We start from the raw sequence: 22,572 nt of genomic DNA, 5'->3' as shown, positions 1-22,572 counted from the left end.
GTTACGCCCGGCGACCGACGACGCCAACGGATGGTCGGGCCGCCGTGTCGCACGGTTGCCGCGAGGACGCGGGGTCACATGCCCGCGACGTCGACCAGCGGGGCGGGATAGTCGGAGCCGGCCAGGTCCGCGCGCCACGGGCGGTGGATGGCGCCGCCCGGCAGGTGGGCGAGTTCGGGGAGGTGGCGGCGGACGTAGGTGCCGTCGGGGTCGTGACGGTCGGCCTGGCGGAGGGGATTGAGCACGCGGTTGGGGCGCGTGTCGGTTCCGGTGCCCGCGGCCCACTGCCAGTTGAGCTGGTTGTTGGCCAGATCGGCGTCGACGAGCCAGTGCAGGAAATGGGCGGCGCCGATCCGCCAGTCCAGGCGCAGGGTCTTCGTGAAGAACGACGCGGTGATGAGGCGTGCGCGGCCGGGCATCCAGCCGTCGGTGACGAGCTGACGCATCGCCGCATCGATGATCGGGTAGCCGGTGCGGCCCTCCTTCCACGCGGCGACGGCCTGGGGATCTCGGCGCACCGGGAACGGGCCGGGGCGCAGGCTGGTGGACGCGGTGTCGGGACGGGCGGCGAGCAGCTGATGGTGGAAGTCGCGCCATGCGAGCTGGCGGGCGAAGGCATGACCGCCGTCGGTGGACAGGTCCGTGCGGTGCACGACCTCGACCGGGGACAGGCAGCCGAAGTGCAGGTACGGCGACAGGTGCGAGGTGGCATCGGCGGCGAGGTCGTCGTTGCGGTCGGCGTAGTCATCGATCGGGCCCGTCAGCCACTTGCTCAGGAGTGCGCGGCCGGTGATCTCGCCGCCGGTCGGGCAGTTCGGGGAGGGTTGCCCGGGCGACAGCTCGGCGACGGAAGGTATTGCCGCACTGGGGATGTCGGGTACGGCGAGCGCGCGGAGGCTGTCCAGTGGACGGCGTCGATGGGTGTCTACCCAGCGGCGGAAGTACGGGGTGAACACGGCGTAGTAATCGCGGCCGGTGGCTGGTGCCAGGGCCGATGGGTCGACGGCGGTGATCACGGCCGAGTGTGGGTGAACGGTGCAGTCCGGACGTCTGGCAGTCGTCACCACGCGCGTGGCTCGCGGTGGGGGAGCATCGGTCGACAGTGCTGCGCGCAGGGCGTTCTCACGTCGGGTGGCGAAGGCGCTGACGTCCTGGGCGACGTGTACCGACTGCGCCCCGGTTTCCGCGACCACCCGCGCGACCTCGGTGGCGACGTGACCACGACGCACGACGAGGCGCCCGCCTATGTCACGCAAACCCGCGTCGAGTTCGGTCAGGGCGCTCGCGAGGAAAGCCGCCCGGTTGGGTGGGCAGCGGTCGGGCACGATTTCGTCGTCGACGACGAACAGCGGCACGACCGTGTCGGCGGACCGGCGGGCGGCGTCGAGGACGGGGTTGTCGGCCAGGCGCAGGTCGCGCGTGAACAGGGCGATCGAGACGGTCATCGGGCGCAGAGCGGGGCGATGCCGGTGCGCCCGCCGGTGGTCGGCGTGGTCAGGTACAGGCAGGTGTTCTGGCCTGCCGTTTCGATCGCGGTGTGGATGTCGTCCCACGCGGCGGCGTCGAGGGTGGGTGTGCGGGACAGGACGAAACCGGACAGGCGGCTCGGCGAAGTGATCAGCGCCCACGAGTACTCCGGGCCGAGCGCGGTGACGATGTAGTCGGTTTCTCCGTCCTGACCGGGTATGCCGGGGAAGGAGACGTTCAGCTGGGCGTTCGTGGCGGGGTCGGTGACGGTGGCGGTGCCACGGATCTCGTCGATGCCGCCCGACCAGGTGTGGCAGCGGTTGTGCACGGCGACATCGCCTCGCTCGTCGAGCGAGTAGGTGGCGGTGGTGTCGCGCGCGCATGCGAGGTTGAACGGTTGGGGTACCGCGGCCAGCTGGTGCCAGACGCCGAGATACCGGTCCAGATCGAGGGAAGGAACGGGAGCCGGGGGCGCCGCGGCTGCCGTGGCCGAGGACAAGGCGGTGATCGCAAGGGCGACGAGGGCGGTCGCCGCCGAACGGCGGAACGCGGATGGTAGGGCGATACGCACAAGGGCTCCTCGAAATTGTCGGTAACGATAGCGTACCAAGGAATGATGCACAAATGATTCATCGAGCGGGAGGGTGCGTCGGCGGTCGGACGACTTCGGCCGTATCGGCGATGACGCTTCTGGGTGCGTGGGAGAGATCTGCCGGCAGTGAAGAGGGCGCGCGTTCGGTGAGCGAGCGGTTCGCAGGACGGCGTCGAGGCACGTCGGTAAGGCGGGATGATCGGGTTATCGGCAAGAATGGAGCGATGTCCGCCGGTTCAGCCCCTGTCTCCGATGCGGCCGGTTACACGGTGCGCGCCGTGGCGGACCGGCTCGGGATTCCGACTGCCACTCTGCGTAGCTGGAACCGGCGCTACGACATCGGTCCCGCACAGGATCGCCCGGGCAAGCACCGCCTCTACACCGAGGCCGACATCGCCGCGCTCGAACGCATGCTCGCGCTGATTCGTGACGGCGCGAGCCCGGCCGGTGCCGCCGCCACCGTGCGCGGCATCGCCGTGCTGCCCGGCGATCGCTTGCCGCTGCTCGATGCGGCCTTCGCTCTCGACTCGGGCCGGGTGATCGCACTGCTCGAGGCACACGTCCGCGCGGTCGGCATCGTGGAAACCTGGGACGGATTGTGCAGACCCGCCTTCGCCGATGTCGTGGCGCGTCAGAGCAGTGGCGAGGGCTGTATCGACGTCGAACACCTGCTGTCGTGGTGCATCACATCGGTCATGCAGCGCACTCATACCCCGCACGCCCACACCGACCACACCATCCTGCTGGCCTGCACGGGTGGCGAAACCCATTCACTCCCTCTCGAAGTGCTGCGCGCCGCCTTGGCGGAGCAGGGCGTAGGCGCGCGCATGCTCGGCGCGGATGTGCCGACCGTCGCCCTCGCCGACGCACTGGCCCGGCCGAGCGGACCGACCTCGGTCCTGCTCTGGTCACACAGAGAATCCACCGCGTTGACCTCAGCGGTGGTCGCCGGCCTGGCCGCCGGGGCGCAGGTGTTCGTCGGCGGCCCGGGCTGGCAGGAGGTGCTGCTGCCCACCGAGGTGCAGCGCGTCGACGGACTGGCCGAAGCGGTCGCCGTGCTCGGCCCCGACTCCTCTCGACTCGCCGACACCGAAGCCGCTGCGAATCAACGACAGTGACGCCCGGTCGGCTATCTACAGACCCCGCGCATAACGGACGGACGCGGCCACTGCCTCCATGTCGATGACCAGACCCGGGTCCCATTCCATGGCTTCACGAAATTCGAGCATCGCGTCATCGACCGTGCTGCGTCGCCCCAGCGCGATCAGCTCCCGACGCGCGTAATCGCTCAGCGGCATCCCCGCTGCAGCCGCGCGACCGCACGGCTGGTCTGGGTCAGCGGCCGAGGAGGTGGCGGAGGGTTTGTTCGAGGTCAGGGGTTCGGAAGGGGTGGGTGGAGGCGGTGAGGCGGGTGGGGGTGACTCGTTGGCCGGCTTCGGCGAGTTCGCGGGCGCCCTGGCGGCCGAGGAGTAGGGCGGGGCCGAAGGAGGGGACGGGGAGCAGGGCGGGGCGGTGGAGGACGTTGGCCAGGGTGTGGGTGTAGTCGGTGTTGCGGACGGGGTTCGGGGCGACCGCGTTGACCGGTCCGACGAGTGCGGTGTCCCAGAGTGCGCGGTGGTAGATGTCGAGGAGGTCGTCGATGCCGATCCAGGACTGCCACTGGGTTCCGGGGCCGATGCGGCCGCCGAGGCCGGCGGTGAAGAGGGGGCGCAGTAGGCGCAGGGTGCCGCCTGCGGGGGATTGGACGATGCCGGTGCGGATGCGGACCACGCGGACGCCCGCGTGTGCGGCGGGTTCGGTTGCCGCCTCCCAGGCAGCGACCACGTCGGCGAGGAAACCGTCTCCGCGCGTGGAGTTCTCGGTGAGGATCTCGTCGCCGCGGTCGTAGCCGTAATAGCCGATGGCGGAGGCGGAGACGAAGGTGGGGACACCGCAGCGGGCGGCGGTTTCGGCGAGGGCGCGGGTGGGGCCGATGCGGCTGTCGGCGATCGCGTGGCGGTGTTCGTCGGTGAAGCGGCCAGCGATTCCGGCGCCCGCCAAGTGGACGACGGCGTCGACGCCCTTCAGCAGCTCCGGTGCGGGATCGTCAGGGTTCCAGTGGCGTTCGGCGGGGTCGTTGGTCGGGCGGCGGACCAGGCGGATCACCCGGTGCCCACCCGTGGACAGGAACGCGCACAAGGCGGTGCCGACCAGCCCGGACGCTCCGGTCACCGCGATGGTCCGGGCGGCGAAGCCTGTTGCGGCGGCACGCTGGTGAGCCGCGAGATCACCGGCGAGCTGGCGATAGCGATAGTCGAACATCGGCTGGAGCAGGCGGGTGGGAATCGGGGTGTCGACGCGGTCGATCACCGCGGTGTGCTCGGGGTCGACCTCGGCGAACTCGTGGGTATGTCGCCACGGCAGCAGACGGCCGAGGGGCGCTGAGGCAAGACCGTCGACGGCGACCTCGTCGGCGAAAGACGCGGGCGGATCGTAGGCCGCGGGGTCGTGCCGGGCGATCCAGCGCAGGCCGCCGGGAAGACTGAGAACCGCGGCGCCACGGGCCAGGTCGGAGGATTCCGCGAGCAACCGCACCGGCTGCCACGGCGGCGCCAATCGGGTGAACGCGCCGGGTCGCTCGAACCAGCGGAACACCTCGGCGCGGGGTGCTGTGACAACGCTCGAACAGTCGATGCCCATGACCCGACTGTAGCCCGCCTCGGAAAGACGATGAAGCGTTCAAGCATCGTTTCGCGACTCCGGGCCTGCCAGAATTCCGGGCCCGCCGGTGAAAGGCTGCGGAAGGTCAGCGCGGTTCGAGGGGGAACAACCTCTGCATGAGGGTGAGATCCATCCAGCGACCGAATTTATGACCCACCTCGGGCAATTCGCCGACGACCCGGAACCCGAACCGTTCGTGGAGGACGATCGACGCGGCGTTGCCGGACTCGATGGCGGCGATCATCGCGTGCACGCGTCCGGAATCAGTTGCGCGAGCGATCAATTCGGTGAGCAGGGCGGTAGCGACACCGCGACGCTGGAAACGCTCACCGACATAGACGGAGTTCTCGACGGAATACCGGTAGCCGGTTTTGGGCCGCCACTGCCCGTAGGACGCGTAACCGGCCACCTCACCGTCGATCTCGGCGACCAGCACCGGCATCCCCGCCGCGGTGCGGTCGGCGAACCAGGTGAGCCGGTCGTCGAGATCCACCTGATCGGTGTCCCAGATCGCGGTCGACTCGGCGATGTTGGCGTTGTGGATCTCCAGCACGGTCGGCAGGTCGGCTTTGTCGGCGTCGCGAATCAGCATGGGCGCCCTCATGATCGGCCGACGGTCGCGGCGAGCGCGGCACCGATGGTCGGATGCTGGAAGGTGTAGCCCGCCTTTTCCAGTGCGGCGGGAATGGCCCGTGGGCCGGTGAGCAGCGCCTCGTCCGCCAGCTCACCGACCGCGGTCCGCAACGCGAACGCGGGCACGATGAGTGGGGCGGGGCGATGCAGGGCGCGACCCAGCGCGCGGGTGAACTCGGCATTGGTGACCGGAGCCGGGCCGACGGCGTTGATCGGCCCGGAGAGGTCGGGTCGGGTGAGCGCGAAGACGATCGCGCCCACCTCGTCGTCCAGGGAGATCCACGGCGTGTACTGGCGCCCGCTGCCCAAACGGCCACCGAGGCCGAGCCAGTACAGCGGATGCAACATGCTCAGCATCCCGCCGTTGCGGGCGAGCACCACCGCACTGCGCACCAGTACCGTGCGCACTCCCGCATCGGTGGCGGGCGCGGTGGCCGCTTCCCAGTCGCGACACAGTGTCGCGAGGAAACCTGTTCCGCTCGAGGCGGTTTCGTCGACGATCGAGTCGCCGGTCGTGCCGCCGTAGTACTGCGCGCCGCTGGCGTTCACCAGCGTCGGCACGCCCGCGGCGGCGACCGCCGTGGCGAGGACATCGGTGGGGGTGATCCGGCTGTCACGCAGCAATTGCTTGTAACTGCCGTTCCAGCGGCGCGCACCGATACTCGCGCCGCACAGATTCACCACCGCGTCGGCCCCGCGCAACGCCCGCTCGTCGAGCTGGGCGCGCGCGGGATCCCACGCGAATTCGTCCGGTGCCGCGGGAGCGCGGCGCACCAGCCGGGACACGTCGTGCCCGTCGCGGCGCAGAGCCGCGACGAGCGCCGTCCCGATCAGCCCGGACGAACCGGCGATGACCACCTTCATCGAAATGACCTGCTACAGCCCGAGATCGGCCTCGAACGCCGCCTCTTCCAACCGGTGCTTGATGGTGGTGAGGAAGCGGCCCGCGTCGGCGCCGTCGATGAGCCGGTGATCGTAGGTGAGCGGCAGGTACACCATCGAACGCACACCGATGGACTCGCCACCGGTCTCGTCGGTGACGACCACCGGACGCTTCACGATCGCGCCGGTACCGAGCATGGCCGCCTGCGGCGGGACCAGGATCGGGGTGTCGAACAGCGCGCCCTCGGAACCGATGTTGGTGATGGTGAAGGTGCCACCCGACAGCTCGTCGGGCTTGAGCCCACCGTTGCGGGCGCGGTTGGCGATGTCGGCGATCGCACGGGCCAGCCCGGCCAGCGACAGGTCGCTGGCGTTGTGGATGACCGGCGAGAGCAGACCCTGCTCGGTGTCGACCGCGATACCCAGGTGCACCGACGCGTGGTAGGTGATCTCCTTGGTGTCCTCGTTGTAGGAGGCGTTCACGTTCGGGTGCACACCGAGGGCCTCGACGACGGCCTTGGCGAAGAACGGCAGGTACGTCAGGTTGACGCCCTCGCGGTTCTTGAACGAGGCCTTCGCGAGCTGCCGCAGATGCGCGATCTTGGTGACGTCGGCCTCGTGGACCTGGGTCAGCTGCGCGGTGGTCTGCAGCGATTCGCGCGTCTTGGTCGCGGTGATCTGCCGGATGCGGCTCGCCTTCTGGGTGGAACCGACGAGTCCGGCCAGCTTCGGAGCCGCCGTCTGCTTGGCCGGAGCCGCGGCGGGGGCCGGGGCGGCGGCGGGCGCGGGCTCCGGTGCCTTCTTGGCTTCGGCGGCGGCGAGCACGTCCTGCTTGCGGATGCGTCCGCCCACACCGGAACCGGTGAGGCTCGACAGGTCGACGCCGTTCTCCTCGGCCAGCTTGCGCACCAGCGGAGTCACGTACGGGGTGCTGCCGTTACCTGCCGACGCGGCCTGCGCGGGCGCGGGCTTGGCGGCGGGTGCGGGCTTCGGCGCGGGGGCGGGCTCAGGCTTCGGAGCCGGTGCCGCTTCCTGCTTCGGCTCGGGCGTCGGTGCCGGCGCGGGGGCGGGCTTGGGCTCGGGCTTCGGTTCCGGCGCGGGGGCGGCGGCGGGCTTGCCGCTGCCGATCACACCGAGCTGACCGCCGACGGCGACGACGTCGTCCTCCTGCGCCGAGATCTCGAGCAGCGTGCCCGCGACCGGCGAGGGGATCTCGGTGTCGACCTTGTCGGTGGAGACCTCGAGCAGCGGCTCGTCGACGGCGACCTCGTCACCGACGGCCTTGAGCCAGCGGGTGACGGTGCCCTCGGTGACGGACTCGCCCAGCTCGGGCATCTTCACGGGGGTGCCGGACGACGCGTCGGCCTGAGCGGGCGCGGCGGCGGGCTCGGGGGCCGGTGCCTGCGCGGCGGGCTCGGGTTCCGGCTCGGGTTCGGGTTCTGCGGCCACGGATTCCTCGGCGGGCGCGGGGGTGGAAGCGGGGGCTTCGCCGGCGTCGCTGATCACGCCGAGCTCACCGCCGACCTCGACGACATCGTCTTCCTGGGCGACGATCTTCGACAGCACACCGGCGGTGGGCGACGGGATCTCGGTGTCGACTTTGTCGGTGGAGACTTCGAGCAGCGGTTCGTCGACCTCGACCGTGTCTCCTTCCTGCTTCAGCCACCTGGTCACCGTTCCCTCGGTGACGCTCTCACCAAGAGCCGGCATCTGGACGGAGAAGGCCATGTCCTCTGACTCCTCTGACTGTTCGACGGGTAATACAACAGTGCTTCGACCCCGGTGGGCATTACGTCGCGGGTCGCGGCGTGTGTCCACCCCGACCGTGTGGCGGGACTCCCGGGAATCGTTGGTTCTTGTTCCGGCAACCATCCTTGCACTCGCCCGCCGCGTCTGTGGCGCTGGGCGGCAATCCGTGCGGAGCTGGCACCATGGAATGTACGGCGGTGAGCAGAATTCCGTCGGAAAGCAGAAGGGCTGAGCCGGTGGGTTTGCTGGATCGTTTCCGCGGGGTGCGGCGCCGGAGCAGGTCAGTCGCGCGTGAGAACGCCTCGGAGGTGCGCGCGCTCGCGCAGTGGGCGCGGGCGCGGCACGGAGTCGAGGCGTTCGTCGAGCCCAAGACTACTGTGACCGATGTCACAGCGGTCCTGGTGGCGGCGGACGGCGAATGGACGCGCCGGATCGTCGGCGAGCACGGCGCGCGTCGTCTGGCCGACACCTTGCGCGTGCCGGTGTACGACGTGACCAAGACGGGCTACCCCCAGCGGATGCGCGACTTCGATGCCCGCCGCCGCATCGAGCAGCGGCGGGCCAGGGAAGCCGAGCTGGATGAGTGACTACTCCGCGCCGATCTGTTCGATCACCGCGATGAGCGTGCGCACCGGGACACCGGTGCCGCCCTTGCCGATATAGCCGAACGGTCCGCCGGTGTTGTAGGCCGGACCGGCCACGTCCAGGTGGGCCCACTGCACGCCCTCGGGCACGAATTCCTTGAGGAACAGCGCCGCCGCGAGCATGCCGCCCCACCGGTGCGGCGTGACATTGGCCAGGTCGGCGACCTTGGAGTTCAGGTCCGCGCGCAGTTCGCTCGGCAGCGGCATGGCCCAGCCGTTCTCGCCGACCGCGCGCGAGATCTCGGCGACGCGATCGCGGAACTCGTCGGTGCCCATCACACCCGGGGTGCGGGTGCCGAGCGCGACCATCTGCGCGCCGGTGAGGGTGGCGACATCGATGAGGTAATCGGGTTCGTCCTCGATGGCGCGCACGATGGCGTCGGCGAGGATGAGCCTGCCCTCGGCATCGGTGTTGATGACTTCGACCGTGGTGCCGCCGTATTGGGTGAGCACGTCGCCGGGGCGCTGCGCGGTGGCCGACGGCATGTTCTCGGCCATCGGGACGGTGGCGGTGACGGTGACCGGAAGACCGAGGCGCGCGGCGAGCAGCACGGTCGCGATGACCGCCGCCGCACCGGCCATGTCGGAGGTCATGTTCTCCATGTTCGCGGCGGGCTTGATCGAGATACCGCCGGTGTCGAAGGTGATGCCCTTGCCGACCAGCGCGACCTTCTTCGGCCCGCCTGCATAGGTGATGCGCACCAGCCGCGGCGGGCGGGAGGAACCCTGGCCGACGCCGATGATGCCGCCGTAACCGGCTGCCGCCAAGGCGTTCTCGTCGAGCACCTCCACCTCGAGCCCGGCGGCTTCGGCGAGCACACGGGCCCGGTCGGCGAATTCGGCGGGGTACAGCGCACTCGGCGGGGTGTTCACGAAATCGCGTGCGGTGGCGACGGCTTCGGCGACCAGCTGGGCGCGCAGCAGTTCCAGCACCCCGAATTCCGGTTCCGGAACCAGCAGTTCGACGCGGAGCACCGGCTGTTCGTCGGGCTTGGGCGCGCTCTTGGCCGACTTGAACGCGGAGAAGGTGTAGGCGCCCAGGTAGAAGCCCTCGGCGGCGGCGCCGAGATCGATGCCGGACAGGGTGGTGGCGACGAGTTCGGTGCCCGACAGCGCGCGGGCCGCGACGCCGGCGCTGCGGCGGACCTGCTCGGCGTCGACCTTCTCGGCCGCGCCGAGACCCACGGCGAGCACGCTGGTGACGTTGTCCAGCGCCGCGGGCGCCGGTACCCGGGTGAGTTCCTCGGGCTTGCCCTTGGCACCGACCGCGCCGAGTGCGTCGAGCAGCTCCGCGCGGACCTCGGAGGTGAGCACGTCGCCGAACAGGTCGGCCGGGGCGATGGCCGGTCCGTTCTCCGAGGAGGTCAAGCCGATCACCAGCACATCGGTATCCGCGGTGAGGGATTCGATGCGTGCCAGTTCCGGTCCGAGTGAACGATCTGCAACAGCGGTCATCGACCCAGATTATGTGGTCGGCGCTCGGGGGCGCACAGCTAGGTGAGCTCGGCCGCGAGCCGCGTCGCGTTCATGTACCCGATCGCCTCGATGGTCACCATCGGGTTCACGCCGGGTGCGGTGGGGAAGCAGGAGCCGTCGGCGACGACGATGTTGCCGACGTCCCAGGTGGCGCCGTCCGGGTTGGTCGCGGACTGCTCGGCCGTGCCGCCCATCCGGGCCGAGCCCATGATGTGCAGCGCGCCCATCGAGCAGCGTCCCGGGCCGTATCCGGCCCGTTCGCAGGCGGCCTCGAACTGTGCGAGCGAGCCGTCGGCGCCCGGTGTGAAGGAGATGCCCGCCTGGTGGCCGGAGTAGATGCGTTGCGCGCCCGCGGCTTCGAGCATGGTCGCCGCACCGACGATGCCCGTGTGCAGGTGTCCGGCGTCGTAGTCGGAGAGCCGGTATCTCACTACCGGTTCGCCGCTGCGATCCACCGTCACGGTCCCCGAATCCCGGTCGCGAGTGATGACGCCGATGGAGGTGGTGCGGGCGAATTCGAGCATGGCGTCGCGATGCTGCCGTGCGCCCCGCCAGTTCATGAATCCGGTGGCCAGGCCCGGGTGCACCGGGCCGGTCTCGTAGATGACGCCGAAGCCGTTGCCGTCCAGGTCGGCGTGGTGCCTGCTGATCCGCGCCTGCAGCGCGCCCTCCCAGGGCCGGATCTCGTCCTCGAACACCCCGAACACGGCGGCGGCGGGATGCAGGCGCAGGTGGCGGCCGATGTTCGGGTTGCGCAGACCCGATCGGCGCAGCAGCGCGGGCGTCTGCACGGCACCCGCGGCGACGACGACGGCGCGGGCGCGCACCGTGATCTCGACGCCGTCGGAGGTGCGAGCCGATACCGACTCCGCCCGACCGGCTTTCACCGTGACGGTGCGGACGTCGGCGTCGACGACCAGCCGGGCGCCGTGCTCGGCGGCGTCGCGCAACCAGGTCTTGGTCGCCGACTGCTTGGCGCCTAGGCGGCAGCCGTAGCCGCAGCGACCGCATTCGATCGCCGCGTCGCAGGCGTCGCCGACATTGCGCGGCAGGGTGTCGACGTCCCAGCCGAGCGCTCGCGCGCCGCGTTCGAGAATGCCGTCGCGGGCCGAGATCGGCGATTTGGCGCGGGTGACGCCGATCCGCTCACTCACCACATCGAGCGCTGTGCCGAACTCGTCACCGGCGAACTGGGGGACCCCGAGGTCGGCCCATTCCGCGCGCACACGGTCGGGAACCGGCAGCGAGGTACTCCAGTTGACGACGGTTCCGCCGCCGAGGCAGCTCCCCGCGACCAGCGTGAGCTGGCCCTCCGCCGTCGTTGCGGGACCGGCCGCGTAGAGGGTGGTCAGCGCGGCGAGTTCGCCGTCGCCGAAGTCCTTGTCGTCGTAGTAGTTTCCGCGCTCGAGCACGACCACGTCGAGCCCGGCCCGCGCGAGCACGGCGGCTGCGGTGCCACCACCGGCGCCGGATCCGACGACGACCACATCGCAGTCGAGCGTGGTCGGCCGGGTGAACCGCTGCGGCTTCAGCTCCGGTGTGGCGGCGTCGGGCGCGGGGCCGGTCGGTGCCGGGTAGCCGATCCGCTCCCACAGCGGATTCGTGCCGGTCGGGCCGGGGGTGACGTTGTACGCCAGCAGGGAGGCCTGTTTCAGGGCCTGGAAGACCGCGCGGAGCGGGGCGAGCCGGGAATCCGCGAGCCGCAGCAGGGCCGCCTCGCGCTGCGCCTGCGACAGGGTGGAGAACCGCCGGAAACCGGTACCGGTGAGCGCGCCGAACGCGCGGGTGTCCCACAGGTCGAGCAGGGTGGCGAACTGCTTGCGGTCGGCCTCGCGCGGGTTACGGCCGAGGATCGCGAGAATGGTTTCCACCGCGCCGAGGTCGGCGGCGCTGGGTAGTCCGGTCTCGTCGCCCGGTATGAACGTGTTGCAGATCGCGGCGAGCGTCGCGCGCTGTGCGGCCGTCGGTTCCATGAGGAAACCACCCCTTTTCCACTTCGGGTGATGTCTATCACGGACAGGGTGAACGCGCTGGGCGTCAACGGTTTTCGGGCCGGACGGATGCCCGGCCCGAACCGTCAGCCTGCGACGAAGCGGACCGTCTTGGTGCTCGGGGTGTCGAGAGCGACCTCGGTGGAGGTGATCGGCTGTACGTCGGAGTCGCTGGTGTAGGCGGTGAGCTGGTAGCGGCCGGGCTGTAGGCCGCGGAAACTGGCCTGGCCGGAATTGCCGGTGAACAGGTGGCGGTGGATCGAATCGCCACAGGCGTCGACGCCGATCAGCACCACCTTGCCGCCCGCGATCGGTGCGCGCGTGTCCGCCGTGACCAGCACGGCATCGATCTGGCCGACCGCCGCGCGGGTGTACCGGTCGTCGTACAGCGTTTCACCGCCCTGCTCGCAGCTGGTCGTGGTCTGGCCGATGGTGTCGTCGGGACCGCCCGGATGGGCGAGGGCACCGCCCGCCGTGCCCGTGAGAAGAGCTGTCGCGATCACTGCGATCGCCGAACACTGTGAAACCCCGAACCGTGGCATTGCGCCGTATTCCTCCTCGAATGTGGGTAACACTGGGGTTGGTGTTGCGTGAACTCTCGGGGCGAGACTGTACTGAGCGGAATTCCGGGGATGAATCCGGCGTTCTACTCCCACGGTTGTGCGCTACACGTGCGACAACGAGCTCTCATCGAGGAGGATCTGTGAGCGAGACCCGCAAGGCGATTCTGGCCGGTGGCTGCTTCTGGGGTATGCAGGACCTGATCCGCCGTCAACCGGGGGTTGTGTCGACTCGCGTCGGTTACACCGGTGGCGAGAACGAGCACCCGACCTACCGCAACCACCCCGGTCACGCCGAGGCCGTCGAGATCGTCTACGACCCCGAGCGGACCGATTACCGCGCGTTGCTCGAATTCCTCTTCCAGATCCACGACCCGACCACCAAGGACCGGCAGGGCAACGACATCGGCTCGAGCTACCGATCGGCGATCTTCTATCTCGACGACGAGCAACGGCGCATCGCGCTGGACACCATCGCCGACGTGGACGCCTCCGGGCTGTGGCCGGGCAAAGTGGTCACCGAGGTCACCCCGGCGGGGGAATTCTGGGAGGCCGAGCCCGAGCACCAGGACTATCTGGAGCGTTATCCCGACGGCTACACCTGCCATTTCCCGCGTCCGGGATGGAAATTGCCCAAACGCGAGAATGTGAGCTGATAGCGACGCCGACATATGCCATGATCGGCGATGTCGGCGTGAGCGCGATGACGCCGGATCGGTATGACTCATGACGGCGGCCGCGGTCGCCGCAGACGATGAGGAGATGCGGTTCGGATGACGTATGGACAACAGCAACCCGGATATCCTCCGGCGAGACCGGATCTCAGCGTAGGCGCCGCTCTCGGGTACGCCTGGGAGAAATACAAGAACAACGTCGTCGTCTGGATCGGTATCGTCCTGATCTTCGCCGTGATCCAGGTGGCGCTCAACTTCATCTTCGGGCTCGGCAATTCCGCCGACACCGATTACAGCGGCAACTTCAGCATCGGATTCGGTGTCTGGCAGTTCATCGGCAGTGTGGTGAGCACCGTCGTCGGCTATCTGATCTCGGCGGCGATGGTGCGTGGCGCGCTGGACGAAACCGACGGGCGCAAACCGGGATTCGGTGAATTCTTCAAGTTCACCAATGTCGGCGCGGTCATCGTGGCCTCGCTGCTTGTCGGTATCGCCACCGGTATCGGCTTCGTGCTGTGCATCCTGCCCGGCATCGTGATCGCCTTCTTCACCTGGTTCACGCTCTACTTCGTACTCGACCGGAACCAGGACGCGATCACCGCGATCAAGTCGAGTTTTTCCGCGATCTCCGCCAATGCGGGGCCGCTGCTGTTGCTGGCACTCGCGCTGTTCGGCATCAATATCGTCGGCGCGTTGCTGTGTGGCCTCGGTCTGTTGGTGTCGATCCCGCTGTCGGTGCTGGCGACGGCCTACGCCTACCGGGTGATCACCGGTGGGCCGGTGGTCGGTGGTCAGAGCGTCGCGGATCCGGGTTACCCGCCGTACGGCGGTTCTGCCGGTGGATTCGGTGAGCAGCCGGGATACGGCGCTCCGGGTGCGGGTGGTTACGGTGAGCCCGGCTTCGGTGGGCAACAGCCCGGCGGGCCCGGTTATGGTCAGCCAGGCTTCGGTCAGCAGCCCGGATACGGCGGTCAGCAACCTGGTGGTCCCGGTTATGGTCAGCCCGGTTTCGGTGGGCAACAGCCCGGATACGGTGGGCCCGGTGCCGGTGACCAGGGTTACGGCGGCCCGGGGACCGGTGGCGGCGGCCACGGCGGCCCAGGCTCGGGGCCCGATCTCGGTAAGCCCGACGACGAGGGTTGGGGCAGGCCCGAGAACCGCTGAGCTACGCCGAGGGGCGTGCGATGATCCGTCATCGCACGCCCCTCGTGCTGTCTACTCGCAGCCGTATCCGTCGCCGTCGCGATCGAGGCCGTAATCGTCGGGGCCGATGACCTTCACCTTGCCGGTGTAGACGGGTCCGTTGCCGCTGCCACCCTCGCAGTCGACGTCGCTGACGATGGGTAGGCAGGGGGAGTACGAGCCGTGGCAGTCCGAGGACTGCTGGGCGCTGGCCACGGCCGGGGTCGCGATCGCGAAGGCGAAGGCCGCGACGGCGGCGGACCCGAGGGTGACGGCGAATTTCATGTGGTGCTCCGTTCAGTTGTACAGCGGCGCACAGTGTTTCACGCGTGGGCGATTTGCCGGAAATTTCCCTGTCGGTACCTGCCGGTAGTATCGGGACGTCGTCGATCGGGGGAGGAACAATGCGGGGGAAGTGGCGGGCGTGGTCGTGGTGGATGCGTGGCGTCGTCGTCGGGCTCGCGCTGGTGGCGGTGGTATCGGTGCCGGTCGCGGGCATACTCACCGCGCTGCTGGTGTACAACGTCGGCGAGCAATCCGAGCAGGCGCGCAGCCGGGGTAAGGACGCGTTCTGGCTCGGCCACGCCTGGGTCGACGGGCGCCGCACCGACGCCGATATCGACGGGCTCGCGAAGTTGCTGGCGGGCACCGGCATTCGTGATCTGTACGTCCACACGGGTCCGCTGGAGCACGACGGGTCGCTGCGCGACGACCTGGCCCCCAGGGCGCGCTGGTTCGTCGACGCGGTACACACGAAGTTGCCCGGTATCCGGGTGCAGTCGTGGCTCGGCGACATCGTGCAGCCCGAATTCGACGGTCTCGACGTGGAATCGGCGGCGTCGCGGGAATGGGTGGTCACCTCGGCGCGGCGGGTGCTCGACTACGGGTTCGACGGCGTGCACTACGACCTTGAACCCATCCGATCGGGGTCGCCGGGATACCTGGCCCTGCTCGAGCAGACCCGCGTGATGACCGCGGCCGCCGGGGTTACCTTGTCGGTGTCGGCGCCGGTGATCGATCCGCTGCCCGGATTGCACGCGGTGGGGATCGCGGTGGCCGATCACGGGAAGTGGTGGAGCCAGGCGTATTTCGCGGAGGTGGCGCGGCGGGTCGACCAGGTGGCGGTGATGTCCTACGACACCGCGATGCCGACGCGCGCGCTCTACAGCGGCTATGTCGCGCAGCAGACGGAGCTGGCGCTGGAGGTGACGCCGGCGGAGGTCGATCTGCTGATGGGCGCACCGGCGTTCTGGGCCGACGATCCCGGCCATCACGGGGCGGCGGAGACCGTGGCGGCGGCGGTGCGTGGGATCCGATTAGGGCAGACGCGCACCGATGTGGGTCGCGCGAACTTCGGGGTGGCGTTGTACGTGGATTTCGCTGCCACGCCCCAGGATTGGGCCGATTACCGGCAGGGGTGGTGCGTCACTGCGTAGCCGAAGGGGCCGGTAGTTCGGCGAGCCAGCGGTGGCCGGGGTGTACTCGGGTCAGCCAGTTGTGCAGCCGGTTCGAGCGTTCCGGGGTGAGCAGTGGCAGTACGTGGTGGAAATCGGCGGAATCCTTGGGGCGGTCGGCCTTCGCCTTGAACAGCAGGACCGCCTCGGGGATCAGATAGGGGATACCGGTGGGGGTGGTGCGGATCAGGTCGCGGTAGGGGAGCGTGATGGTGGGGTCGCGTCGGCAGATCCAGGTGTCGCCGTCGTGCGGTTCGCGGAACACGTCCAGGTGGTAGGCGCCGGTGAACGGATCACGCAACCAGGTCTGGTGCAGGTCGGCGTTCTCGGCGGCGGCCGCGAACGACCACAGCGTGCCCTCACCGACGACATCCCACTCGTACTCGGGAAAAGCCGCCGCGATCGTCGGGAAAGCCGCTCGCGGAACAGCGATTTCGATGTCGGCGTGGGCCCGGGAGATGCTCCCGGCGAACAGGTCGAGCGCCCACCCGCCTGCCACCGCCCACGGCGCCGTGCAATCGGCGAGACGGGCGGCGACCACGCTCGGAGTCCAGGGGTCCCAGCGGCGGTCTGCTTCGAACGCGGTGATCGGACGTCCACCGTCCGGAAAGCTCATGATCCATCATGTGCACAGCCCGGCGCGGTGGCGCAAGGTTGTTGTGGGCGATGGTGATCGAGGTGAGACGGGTTCGTGAGAAACCCGGTTCAGCGGCGCCGGTCGGTGAGCCAGGCCAGCGGACGACGGTGATGCGGACGGGCCCGGTTCTCCCAGCGCGGGTTCTCCTCGTCGCGGCGGTACACCGTCACCCGGCCCGCCACCGAGAACCGCAGGGTGCTCGCCGTGCCGACCACCTCACCGTCGGCGGCCACCGCGATGGGGGACTTCGAGGTGATGGTGAGTTCGTGGGTCTGGCGTTCGCCGTACACCCGGCTGTGCCCGATCGCGGCCAGCATCAACGCGATCACCGCGCGGGTCCGGGAGAACCGCACGTCGGCGCGCAGCCAGCGCACATCGAGCAGCCCCTCGTCGAGGCGGGACCGGAACGCGGGCACCGCGCCGTGCGGGTGATAGGGGCCGTTGCCGATGAACAGGAACCACATGTCGTGCCAGCGGTCGTCGATGCGGATGTGGATCGGTTCGGCCCGGCGCAGGGTGACGACGAGGGCCGCGGCGAACGCGGGCCACTTGCCCCAGCGGTCCTCCCACTTCTCCCGCAACCGGACCAGCTCCGGGTAGGCGCCGACGCTGGCGGTGTTGATGAGGTGATGGGTGTGCGGTCCCTCTGGGGTGTCGAATTCGACTGCGGCGATGTCGACTTCGACGGCCTCGCCCGCACCGGTGGCGTCGGCCACCTCGCGCAGGTCGTAGACGCCGAGGTCGCGCGCGAAGTGGTTGAGGGTGCCCGCGGGGACGACGACCAGCGGCAGGTCGTTACGGATCGCGACGGCGGCGGCCGCGGCGATGGTGCCGTCGCCACCGGCGGCGCCGACCGCGAGCACCGACGGGTCGATCGCCTCCTGCAGTACCTCGGCGGCGTCGCGACCGGGCACGGTGTGCAGCAGTTTCGCGGCGGGCAGGGCCTCGGCGATATCGGGGGTCGGGTCGTAGGTGGAGTCACCGGAGCGCGGATTGATCAGCAGCGCAAGGCCTTTGCCGTCGGCCAGGATCGGCGCGTCCTGCACGGCGTGTGCCTCGGCCTCGTCGGATTCGCGGATCGGCCACCAGCGGCGGGTGGTGAGCGCGACGGCGGTGCCGACGCTCGCGCCGACCAGCACGTCGGAGGGCCAGTGCGCGCCGGTGTGGATGCGCGAGTAGGCGACGGCGGCGGCGACGGGAGCCACGGCGAGCGCGGTGCGCGGGCTCTCCAGCGCGACAGCCGTGGCGAACGCGGCGGCGTTGGCGCTGTGCCCGGACGGGAACGACGACGACACCGGCGCGTCGACGAGCCTGCGCCCGTGCGGCATCAGCTCGGCCGGTGGCCTGCGCCGGGGGATCAGCGTCTTGAGTACGAGATTCACCGCGATGCTCGTGCCCGCCAGGGCGATCACACCGCGCAGCGCGGCCCGGCGCGGCGGACCGGGTTTGGCCGCCAGCACCGCCGCCGTGGCCAACCACAGCCCGCCCGTGTTCGCCGAGCGGGTCAGTCGCAGCATGCCGCGATCGATGGCGGTTTCGGGAATGCGGGACACAGCCCGGCTCATGGTCTCGTCCATCCGGGCGACATGACCGAACCGGGCGCGGGGCAGATCACTCACACCGAGAACACTACCGCCGTTGCCCGTCTTCATCTTTCGCTCGCGACCGTCGCGACCCGTGCACCCCTCGAAGCCGGGTCACGACGGTTCCCGATCAGGGGATCGGGATCGGGGACGGGTTGCAGTCGGCGGTCGGGCTCTCGCCGGACAGCGACTGCAGGATGCAGCCCACATTGATCTGGCTGCTGCCGGTCTCGGCGTGCGCGACCGGCTGGGTCAGCAGCACCGACGCGCCGGCGAGCATCAGGACGGAGATGGGTCTACGGAGATTCATGGCGTGATCCTCGCATGCTCCGGCGTGCCGAGATGCCTGGTGAGAGCCCCCAAATGCAGGGGCACGCCGCGATGTCGGGAGCGCCGGATAAGCTCGCTGCCATGACCGACAACGTCCTGCTCGAAGGCCCCATCCATGCCGTTCATGTCGAACTGGGGGCGACCTTCGCCCCGTTCGGTGGCTGGGAGATGCCGGTGCAGTACGCGGGAACCGTCGGCGAGCACACCGCGGTGCGGACGACGGTCGGCCTGTTCGATGTGAGTCACCTGGGCAAGGCGACGGTGGCGGGACCCGGCGCCGCGCAGTTCGTGAACTCGGCGCTGACCAACGATCTCGGCCGCATCCGCTCGGGCAAGGCGCAGTACACGCTGTGCTGCGCGCAGGACGGCGGCGTGATCGACGACCTGATCGCCTACTACGTCGGCGACGACGAGGTGTTCCTCGTACCGAACGCCGCGAACACCGCCGCGGTCGTCGCCGAACTGCGCAAGACCGCACCCGAGGGCATCACCGTCACCGACGAACACCGTGAGTACGCGGTGTTCGCTGTGCAGGGACCCAAGTCCACGGAGGTGCTCGCCGCGCTCGGCCTGCCCACCGATATGGAGTACATGGCCTACGCCGACGCCGAATGGGACGGTCGGCCCGTGCGCGTGTGCCGCACCGGCTACACCGGCGAACACGGCTACGAGCTGCTGCCGAAATGGGGCGACGCCGAACCGGTGTTCCGCGCTCTGGTCGAACAGGTCCGCGCCGCGGGCGGTCAGCCCGCCGGACTCGGCGCCCGCGACACCCTGCGCACCGAGATGGGCTACCCGCTGCACGGCCATGAACTCTCCCTCGACATCACCCCGAACCAGGCCCGCACCGGGTGGGCCGTCGGCTGGCAGAAGCCGCAGTTCTGGGGCAAGGACGCGCTGACGAAGGAGAAGGCCGACGGACCGCGCCGCACTCTGCTCGGTCTCAAAGCGCTCGACCGAGGTGTGCTGCGTCAGGGCCAGACCGTTCTGCGCGACGGCGAACCGGTCGGCGAGACCACCTCGGGCACGTTCTCACCCTCGCTGAAGGTCGGCATCGCGCTGGCCCTGCTCGACACCGACGCGAAACTCGCGCCCGGCGACGAGGTGGAGGTCGACGTGCGCGGGCGCAGGCTGCGCTGCGAGGTGGTCAAGCCGCCGTTCGTCGACACCAAGACCAAGTAACAGTTACCGCCCGATAGGATCGCATCATGACAGTCGCTGCACAGTTCACCCGTATTCCGCACCCCGCGCCCATCTCGGCGCAGCAGCGGGAACAGGTACTGGCGGCGCCCGGTTTCGGGCGGTACTTCACCGATCACATGGTGTCGATCGACTACACCGACGGTCAGTGGGGCAACGCTCGGGTCGAGCCGTACGGTCCGTTGTCGATGGATCCGGCCACCATGGTCTTCCACTATGGACAGGCGATCTTCGAGGGCCTCAAGGCCTACCGTCAGCCCGACGGCAGCATCGCCACCTTCCGCATCGACGCCAACGCGGCGCGGTTCCGCCGCTCGGCGGCCCGCATGGCGATGGCCGAGCTGCCCGAGGAGCTGTTCATCGAGTCGGTGCGCCAGCTGCTCGAGGTGGACGCCGACTGGGTGCCCCCCGCCGGTGGTGAGGACTCGCTGTACCTGCGTCCGTTCATGTTCTCGACCGAGGCCGGTCTCGGGGTGAAGCCGGCCGCCGCCTACAAGTACCTGCTGCTCGCCTCGCCCGCGGGCGCGTACTTCCCGCGCGGTGTGAAGCCGGTGCGGGTGTGGTTGTCCACCGAATACGTGCGCGCCGCACCCGGCGGTACCGGTGAGGCGAAGGTGGCGGGCAACTACGCCGCCTCCCTGCTCGCCCAGGCCCAGGCCACCGAGAAGGGTTGCGACCAGGTGGTGTGGCTGGACGCCTGCGAGCGTCGCTACGTCGAGGAGATGGGCACCAACAACCTGTTCTTCGTGTTCGGCACCGGGTCGCAGGCGCGGCTGGTGACCCCGGAACTGTCGGGTTCGCTGCTGCCCGGCATCACCCGCGACTCGCTGCTCACCCTGGCCGCCGACTCCGGCTACCCGGTGGAGGAGCGCAAGGTCTCGGTGGAGGAATGGCGCAAGGGCGCCGAATCCGGTGAGATCAGTGAGGTTTTCGCGTGCGGAACCGCCGCCGTGATCACCCCCGTCGGCTGGGTGCGTTCCCACGACGGCGAATTCGCGATCGGCGGCGGCGAGCCCGGCGAGGTGACCATGGCGCTGCGCGACACGCTCACCGGTATCCAGCGCGGCACGTTCGCCGACACCCACGGGTGGATGCGCAAGCTGTAATCGGCGAAAAAGAGCGGGCCCTCGAGTGTGGGCCCGCTCTTTCGTTCGTCAGCCAGGCATCAGGGCTTGCCACTGCTGCAGGGACTGGGGCCGCAGCACGTAGTTGTTGTCGCGGACCGAGGACAGCTCGGCACTCGGCGCCTCGGAGTACCAGTGGCCCGGGTAGACGACGGGATTGCCGTTCAGCCCGGCCAGGTGACGCAGGCTACGGAACATCTCGTCGGAGTCACCGCCGGGGAAGTCGGTGCGGCCGCAGCCGTCGACGAACAGGGTGTCGCCGGAGATGAGGCGGCCGTCGAACAGGAAGCACTGGCTGCCGGGGGTGTGGCCGGGGGTGTGGAGCAGTTCGATGTCGAAGGCGCCGACCGAGACGGTGTCGCCGTTGTCGTGGCCGGTGAGCTCGCTCGGGGCGATGCCGGTGGTCTTGGCGACCCAGTCCAGTTCGTGCTTGTTCACGTGCACGGGCACGCTGGTCTTCTCGAGTAATTCGCGCACACCGCCGAGGGTGAAGCCGAGCATGGTTCCACCGACATGGTCGGGATGGTGGTGGGTGGCCAGCACGCCGCTCACGCGCATGCCGTCGGCGGCGGCCACCTCGACGAGGTCGGCGGCCTGATAGGCGGGGTCGACGAGAAGGGTCTCGCCGGTCTCCCGATCGCCGATGAGATACGCGAAATTGCGCATCTGTGTCGCGATCGGATCGCCGACGGCGTAATCCCGGCCCGACAGCAGCTGACGGAAGTAGAGGCGCTCGGAAGACATGTCTTCCACTGTATTGCCACCGGTGTGCTGGCGATGCACCCGAGTACCGATGACCGGGCGGTCTGTGGGAGCGCACAACCGCCACGCGCCCCAGTTGTGAACAGTGCTGGTTTCACATAGCGCTTGGGTGGGGAGTCAGAGAGTCGACGAGAAGCCAAGAGCCGCAAGGGAACTCGTGATCTCGACGGTGGCGCCGAGGACGTCGCCCGAGAGGCCACCGAAGCGGCGCACGCAGTGACGGGCGATCAGCACCGATCCGGCCAGGGCCGCGACAACGACGACGGGGCCGAGCCAGAAGTTGCCGGGGACGACGAACACCGAGCAGCCGAGCGCGAGGACCGACCAGAAGATCACCGAGGCGACCGGCTGGGTGCCTGCGACCAGGGTGCCGAAACCCGACTCCGGTGCGGCCGGAACACCACGTCGGCAGGCGATCACGACCGCGACCCGGCCGAGTACGACAGCGAGCACGATCGCCGCCCACCGCCTCTCGTCCACGAGCGCGGCGAAGGCGAACGCCTGAATCCCGATCGCGAAGATCAACGCCGCCACCCCGAACGGCCCCGCCGACCCCGACTTCATGATCTGCCGAGCCCGCTCGGGCGGCCCATAACTACCGAGCCCGTCGGCGGTGTCGGCGAGCCCGTCGAGGTGCATACCGCGCGTGCACAGGGCGAGCAGTCCGACGGCGAGCAGCCCGGCGAGCGCACTGGTGAGCCCGGCCCGCTCGAACATCCACAGCGCGCCGGCCACCCCACCGCCCAGCAATAGCCCGACCAGTGGTGCGAGTGTGATCGCCCGCCCGGAGATCTGCCGGTCCACCTGCGCCGGGCCGCCGACGGGGACAACGGTGAGCCAGGAAATCGCCAAGCGCACCGCGTTCACGACATCCACCTTCTGCCCAGCGGCGGTGTGGCTCCGTCGGCATCGCGTGGCTGCCCGAACCGGCG

At 69.5% G+C, this 22,572-nt stretch carries 23 protein-coding genes; 7 read left to right on the top strand and 16 right to left on the bottom strand.

The annotated features are described in order from the left end of the window. Window positions 1-74: 74 nt before the first annotated feature. Complete coding sequence (locus tag NCO8_RS25975; RefSeq protein WP_067643074.1) at window positions 75-1,445, bottom strand: cryptochrome/photolyase family protein; 1,371 nt, start codon at window positions 1,443-1,445, stop codon at window positions 75-77. Further along, window positions 1,442-2,038: a lipocalin family protein gene (locus tag NCO8_RS25970; RefSeq protein WP_084457480.1), complete on the bottom strand. Its 597-nt coding sequence runs from the start codon at window positions 2,036-2,038 to the stop codon at window positions 1,442-1,444. The genes NCO8_RS25975 and NCO8_RS25970 overlap by 4 nt, the downstream gene beginning before the upstream one ends. 245 nt (window positions 2,039-2,283) lie before the next feature. Between NCO8_RS25970 and NCO8_RS25965 the strand changes: the two genes are divergently transcribed. Continuing rightward, window positions 2,284-3,177: a MerR family transcriptional regulator gene (locus NCO8_RS25965; protein ID WP_067643071.1), complete on the top strand. Its 894-nt coding sequence runs from the start codon at window positions 2,284-2,286 to the stop codon at window positions 3,175-3,177. Between the two features lie 15 nt (window positions 3,178-3,192). On the opposite strand, the gene NCO8_RS31590 is transcribed toward NCO8_RS25965, so the two are convergent. From NCO8_RS31590 to sucB, 5 genes are all read right to left on the bottom strand, one after another. Next, on the bottom strand, window positions 3,193-3,357 hold the full coding sequence (locus NCO8_RS31590; RefSeq protein ID WP_157105105.1) for a hypothetical protein: 165 nt from the start codon (window positions 3,355-3,357) through the stop codon (window positions 3,193-3,195). A gap of 37 nt (window positions 3,358-3,394) precedes the next feature. Further along, window positions 3,395-4,738, bottom strand: coding sequence for a TIGR01777 family oxidoreductase (locus tag NCO8_RS25960; protein ID WP_067643068.1), 1,344 nt, complete (start codon window positions 4,736-4,738; stop codon window positions 3,395-3,397). A 106-nt stretch (window positions 4,739-4,844) separates the two neighbouring features. Beyond that, a complete protein-coding gene (locus NCO8_RS25955) occupies window positions 4,845-5,351 on the bottom strand; it encodes a GNAT family N-acetyltransferase (protein ID WP_067496167.1) in 507 nt (168 codons plus the stop codon). 8 nt (window positions 5,352-5,359) lie between these two features. Next, window positions 5,360-6,256: a TIGR01777 family oxidoreductase gene (locus NCO8_RS25950; RefSeq protein WP_067643065.1), complete on the bottom strand. Its 897-nt coding sequence runs from the start codon at window positions 6,254-6,256 to the stop codon at window positions 5,360-5,362. Window positions 6,257-6,268: 12 nt separating this feature from the next. Further along, on the bottom strand, window positions 6,269-8,002 hold the full coding sequence (sucB, locus tag NCO8_RS25945; RefSeq protein ID WP_067643061.1) for a 2-oxoglutarate dehydrogenase, E2 component, dihydrolipoamide succinyltransferase: 1,734 nt from the start codon (window positions 8,000-8,002) through the stop codon (window positions 6,269-6,271). Window positions 8,003-8,259: 257 nt separating this feature from the next. On the opposite strand from sucB, the gene NCO8_RS25940 reads away from it, so the two are divergent. Then, on the top strand, window positions 8,260-8,610 hold the full coding sequence (locus tag NCO8_RS25940; protein WP_067643058.1) for an oxidoreductase: 351 nt from the start codon (window positions 8,260-8,262) through the stop codon (window positions 8,608-8,610). Here the strand turns inward: NCO8_RS25940 and NCO8_RS25935 are convergent, their stop codons facing one another. The 3 genes from NCO8_RS25935 to NCO8_RS25925 all read right to left on the bottom strand — a co-directional run bounded on the left by NCO8_RS25935 (window position 8,611) and on the right by NCO8_RS25925 (window position 12,637). After that, window positions 8,611-10,122 carry a leucyl aminopeptidase gene (locus tag NCO8_RS25935; protein WP_067643055.1) on the bottom strand — a complete coding sequence of 504 codons (1,512 nt, stop codon included), beginning with the start codon at window positions 10,120-10,122 and terminating at the stop codon, window positions 8,611-8,613. A gap of 38 nt (window positions 10,123-10,160) precedes the next feature. Continuing rightward, window positions 10,161-12,116, bottom strand: a complete 1,956-nt coding sequence (locus NCO8_RS25930; RefSeq protein ID WP_067643052.1) for a GMC family oxidoreductase N-terminal domain-containing protein — start codon at window positions 12,114-12,116, stop codon at window positions 10,161-10,163. 104 nt (window positions 12,117-12,220) lie between these two features. After that, window positions 12,221-12,637, bottom strand: coding sequence for a carboxypeptidase-like regulatory domain-containing protein (locus tag NCO8_RS25925; RefSeq protein ID WP_167353333.1), 417 nt, complete (start codon window positions 12,635-12,637; stop codon window positions 12,221-12,223). A gap of 200 nt (window positions 12,638-12,837) precedes the next feature. Between NCO8_RS25925 and msrA the strand changes: the two genes are divergently transcribed. Both msrA and NCO8_RS32620 read left to right on the top strand, forming a co-directional pair. Then, on the top strand, window positions 12,838-13,350 hold the full coding sequence (msrA, locus tag NCO8_RS25920; RefSeq protein WP_067643046.1) for a peptide-methionine (S)-S-oxide reductase MsrA: 513 nt from the start codon (window positions 12,838-12,840) through the stop codon (window positions 13,348-13,350). A gap of 117 nt (window positions 13,351-13,467) precedes the next feature. Further along, entirely contained in the window at window positions 13,468-14,532 is a 1,065-nt protein-coding gene (locus NCO8_RS32620; RefSeq protein ID WP_245655499.1) for a hypothetical protein, read from the top strand. Between the two features lie 51 nt (window positions 14,533-14,583). On the opposite strand, the gene NCO8_RS25910 is transcribed toward NCO8_RS32620, so the two are convergent. Continuing rightward, window positions 14,584-14,835 carry a hypothetical protein gene (locus NCO8_RS25910; protein ID WP_067643043.1) on the bottom strand — a complete coding sequence of 84 codons (252 nt, stop codon included), beginning with the start codon at window positions 14,833-14,835 and terminating at the stop codon, window positions 14,584-14,586. Window positions 14,836-14,954: 119 nt separating this feature from the next. Between NCO8_RS25910 and NCO8_RS25905 the strand changes: the two genes are divergently transcribed. After that, complete coding sequence (locus NCO8_RS25905; protein ID WP_067643040.1) at window positions 14,955-15,986, top strand: glycoside hydrolase family 18 protein; 1,032 nt, start codon at window positions 14,955-14,957, stop codon at window positions 15,984-15,986. Here NCO8_RS25905 and NCO8_RS25900 read toward each other — a convergent pair. From NCO8_RS25900 to NCO8_RS31585, 3 genes are all read right to left on the bottom strand, one after another. Next, window positions 15,976-16,620: a nucleotidyltransferase domain-containing protein gene (locus NCO8_RS25900; protein WP_067643036.1), complete on the bottom strand. Its 645-nt coding sequence runs from the start codon at window positions 16,618-16,620 to the stop codon at window positions 15,976-15,978. The genes NCO8_RS25905 and NCO8_RS25900 overlap by 11 nt on opposite strands. Before the next feature lie 89 nt (window positions 16,621-16,709). Further along, entirely contained in the window at window positions 16,710-18,260 is a 1,551-nt protein-coding gene (locus NCO8_RS25895; RefSeq protein ID WP_225282211.1) for a bifunctional phosphatase PAP2/diacylglycerol kinase family protein, read from the bottom strand. A 94-nt stretch (window positions 18,261-18,354) separates the two neighbouring features. Next, window positions 18,355-18,534, bottom strand: a complete 180-nt coding sequence (locus NCO8_RS31585) for a hypothetical protein (RefSeq protein ID WP_157105104.1) — start codon at window positions 18,532-18,534, stop codon at window positions 18,355-18,357. A 101-nt stretch (window positions 18,535-18,635) separates the two neighbouring features. Between NCO8_RS31585 and gcvT the strand changes: the two genes are divergently transcribed. After that, window positions 18,636-19,736 (top strand): glycine cleavage system aminomethyltransferase GcvT, encoded by a 1,101-nt coding sequence (gene gcvT, locus NCO8_RS25890; RefSeq protein ID WP_067643033.1) that lies wholly within the window; start codon window positions 18,636-18,638, stop codon window positions 19,734-19,736. 26 nt (window positions 19,737-19,762) lie between these two features. Next, the gene (locus NCO8_RS25885) at window positions 19,763-20,860 is read left to right on the top strand and encodes a branched-chain amino acid aminotransferase (RefSeq protein WP_067643030.1); all 1,098 of its coding nucleotides are present in this window, start codon (window positions 19,763-19,765) and stop codon (window positions 20,858-20,860) included. A gap of 48 nt (window positions 20,861-20,908) precedes the next feature. On the opposite strand, the gene NCO8_RS25880 is transcribed toward NCO8_RS25885, so the two are convergent. Together NCO8_RS25880 and NCO8_RS25875 are read right to left on the bottom strand one after the other, a co-directional pair. After that, complete coding sequence (locus NCO8_RS25880) at window positions 20,909-21,622, bottom strand: MBL fold metallo-hydrolase (RefSeq protein WP_067643314.1); 714 nt, start codon at window positions 21,620-21,622, stop codon at window positions 20,909-20,911. Between the two features lie 135 nt (window positions 21,623-21,757). Beyond that, window positions 21,758-22,507, bottom strand: coding sequence for an adenosylcobinamide-GDP ribazoletransferase (locus NCO8_RS25875; protein WP_067643310.1), 750 nt, complete (start codon window positions 22,505-22,507; stop codon window positions 21,758-21,760). Between the last annotated feature and the right edge of the window lie 65 nt (window positions 22,508-22,572).

Source organism: Nocardia coubleae NBRC 108252 (assembly GCF_001612805.1).
Taxonomy (GTDB): domain Bacteria; phylum Actinomycetota; class Actinomycetes; order Mycobacteriales; family Mycobacteriaceae; genus Nocardia; species Nocardia coubleae.
The sequence above is the reverse complement of the archived record's forward strand: the minus strand, read 5'-3'. Positions and strand labels throughout refer to the sequence as shown.